General features: G+C 76.4%; 2 protein-coding genes and 1 pseudogene. 1 reads left to right on the forward strand and 2 read right to left on the reverse strand.

Annotated features, from left to right (window positions below; genetic code table 11):
* Nucleotides 1-137, forward strand: a pseudogene (locus tag QH283_RS30280) (magnesium transporter); the annotation flags it as partial.
* 97 nt (nucleotides 138-234) lie between these two features.
* Here the strand turns inward: QH283_RS30280 and QH283_RS04645 are convergent.
* Together QH283_RS04645 and QH283_RS04650 are read right to left on the reverse strand one after the other, a co-directional pair.
* Nucleotides 235-1740 carry a dynamin family protein gene (locus QH283_RS04645; protein WP_280501774.1) on the reverse strand — a complete coding sequence of 502 codons (1506 nt, stop codon included), beginning with the start codon at nucleotides 1738-1740 and terminating at the stop codon, nucleotides 235-237.
* Nucleotides 1737-2744: a hypothetical protein gene (locus QH283_RS04650; protein WP_280501775.1), complete on the reverse strand. Its 1008-nt coding sequence runs from the start codon at nucleotides 2742-2744 to the stop codon at nucleotides 1737-1739. Before QH283_RS04650 ends, QH283_RS04645 begins: the two co-directional genes overlap by 4 nt.
* Nucleotides 2745-2887 lie beyond the last annotated feature (143 nt).

Below are 2887 nucleotides of genomic sequence, written 5' to 3' on the forward strand. Positions count from 1 at the left end.
TCGCCAGGCTGGCCGGGCTCGTGGTGCTCGGACCGGACGGGGAGTCTATCGGCCGGGTGCGTGACGTCGTCGTGGCCGTCCGCGACGCCCGGCAGTACCCGCGGGTACACGGCCTGGTCGTGGGATTGCCGCCCCGGCCACCCCCGGGGGCCCCCCCCTCCCCCCGCTAACTGGCCGCCCTCGGCCCCCCCCCCGCCCCCGCCACGACGACGCCGCTGCTCTCCGGCGTCGCGGTCAGCGGGGCGGCGGCAACAGCGGGAGCACCCCCTCGGCACTGCGCGCGGCGGTCAGGCAGGCGGCCCTGGTGCGCCCGTCGGCCAGCGGGTGCGCGGCCCGATCCCGCCACGCGCGCACGAGTTCGATCGCGCGTGCCCGCACCAACGCGGGCCGCGCGTCGGCGGGCAGGCCGAGGCGCAGGTGCGGAGCCACGCCAGCGCCGCCGAGCAGGCGGTGCAACTCGGCCAGCTCCGCGGCAGGCAGCGGCAGCGCACCGGCGCGCAGCCGGCACAGCAGGCGCAACTCGGCGAAGCCGTGCACATCGGCGAGCAGGGTGCGCACGCGGGGCAGCAGTGCGTCGGCGGCTGTCCCCGGGCAGGCGGCGAGCACACCGGCCAGCCCGGCGAGCGCCGAATGCGCCCCGAGTTGCCCGGCGCGCTGGGCGAATCGGCTGTCGAGCACCGCGCGCAGCTCCTGGATGCCGCTGCGCTCGGCCAGTTCCGCTGCCAGAGTGGCGCTGTCGGCGACGCCGAGCCGGATCAGCGTGACCGCCATGCGGATTCCGAACATGCCGAACCGCGCGGCCAATGCCATCCGAACCCCCGGATCGACCGGCAGCCGGATGTCGGGACGGGCGAACCGGTCGGCGGAGAGCAGAGCGGCGCCGAGGTCGGCGACGGGCACGCGGGCCAGCGCCTGGAACGCGCGGAACTCCGGCTCCCGCAGGGTCGCCGCGGCGAAGGCCAGCAGACCGGCCACCGGGACGACCGCCTGGCACAGGCCGGTGCGGTCCAGGTCGTCGGCGAAGCGGGCCGCGACCGTGCGGGCGGAGTGCAGGGCGTCGAGACCGCCCGCACCGAGTTCGTCGGCGCGGGAGACCACGCCGATCACCCCGAGCGGGCCGTCCCCGCCGCCGAGCCGCTCCAGCAGGTCCATATCGGCGGCGTCGAGGCGGCGCAGCAGGTAGACCACGGCGTCGGCGCCGGGGACGGGCACCGGGTCGCGCTCGTCGGCCTCGGGGGCCAGCAGCCGCGCGGTGCGCCGGGAGACCTCGCGCGAGAGCGAGGACGTGCCGGGGGTGTCGACGAGGGTCAGCCCGGCCAGCGTCGCGGCCGGCCAGCGCACCTCGAGGTGGTCGACCTCGTGTGGGCCGGGCCGGTTCCAGGCCGGAGCGGACAGGTCGAAGGTCAGCCCGTGCGCGCCGCCACCACGCCGGACCGGGACGGGCGCCACCGCGCCGTCGACGGCCACCGCGTCGACACCGGGCGCGCCGCCGTGCCGATACCAGGTGACCAGACGGGTGCACTCGGTCGCGTCGGTGGGCGCGATGTCCTGGCCGACGAGGGCGTTGAGCAGCGTCGATTTGCCCGCCTTGATCGATCCGGCCAGGGCGACCCGCAGCGGTTCGTCCAGGCGGCGCGCGCATTCGTCGAGTTGCGCCCGCTCGCGCGGCCGGTCGGCCAGCCGGCGGCGGGCCTCGGCGAGCAGCCTGCGCGCCTCGATCGCCGGATCGGCGGTGGTCATCGGCCGCTCCCTCCCCCTGGCGCGGCCATCGCGCCGGTGGCCGCCGGGGCGGAATCCATGAGGTCGGCGTATCTCCGTAGTTCGGCGACCACCCGCAGCCTGCGTTCCAGTTCCGCGCAGCGCCCGGCCCGCTGGGAGGATTCGGTGGCGGCGGCATCCTCGGCGGCGCGCAGCGAGTCGTCGAGGGAGCGCAGGGTGCGCTCGGCGACGCCCGCGTAGTGGTCGCGCAGGGCGCGGTGGATACGGTGCAACCGGTCCTTGGACTCCTTGCCCGCCTGGAAGGCCACGTCGTCGACGAAGCGCCGCACGGCCGTCTTGGCCTCGGCCCGCCTGCGCACCAGCCGCGCCTGCCGATCGTCGCGGAAGGCCTTGCCGCCCACCAGGACACCGGCGCCGAGGGAGATCGGGTTGAACATGGCCAGCCCGGCGAAAGTACTGGCCAGCCCGACCATGAGCACGCCGCCGTAGGAACCGCGCATACCGACCAGCAGCTTGCTGCCGAGCCCGATGTCGGGTTCCAGATCGCCGAGAGTGGCGGCGGCGACCGCCGCACCCGGCGCGAGTCGCGCCCGCACGTCGGGCAGTTCGGCCGCGCCACCGTGGCTGAAGTGCTCGGCCACCCGCTCGGCCAGGGCGGCGGCGCGCTCGTGCGTCCACAGCAGGTTCTCGCCGAGGGCGGCGTCGACCTCCTCGGTGAGCCATTCGGCGATCAGTCCCCAGTGCCTGCCCGGATCGTGATCGTCGATCCATTCCTCACCGGTCCTGGCGATGTCGCGCAGGCGGGCGCGCAGGTCGTGGTCGACATCGCCCGCCAGGTCGGTGACGCCGTCGGCGAGGGTCTGCTGCCAGGCGGCGGTGCGGCGGTGCGACTGCTCGGCGGCGGCCCTGGCGGCGCGAAGTTCGCCGACGGCGGCGGCGCCGCGACCGGGATCGCGCAGCGCCAGCAGCTCACTGCCCAGGGCGAGCGCGAGATGTTCGGCGGCGGAGCGGATGTCACGGGCCAACGCCGCGCGGGCGGCGCGCTGGTCGCGCGCGGCGACGTCCTCCCCCAGGAACCCGTTCAGCTCGCCGTACCCGGATTACAGCCCGCGCCCGCGGTCCCGGGGGCGCAAGGCGTGGGCGCGCAGCCGTGCCGCGACCGGGCCGG

The sequence above is a fragment of the Nocardia farcinica genome, assembly GCF_029867845.1.
In the GTDB taxonomy this organism is placed as follows: domain Bacteria; phylum Actinomycetota; class Actinomycetes; order Mycobacteriales; family Mycobacteriaceae; genus Nocardia; species Nocardia farcinica_A.

What these genes read in the sequence shown, in the direction of transcription:
- QH283_RS04645 (WP_280501774.1), bottom strand. Translation starts at nt 1,740, where the DNA reads ATGACCACCGCCGATCCGGCGATCGAGGCGCGCAGGCTGCTCGCCGAG.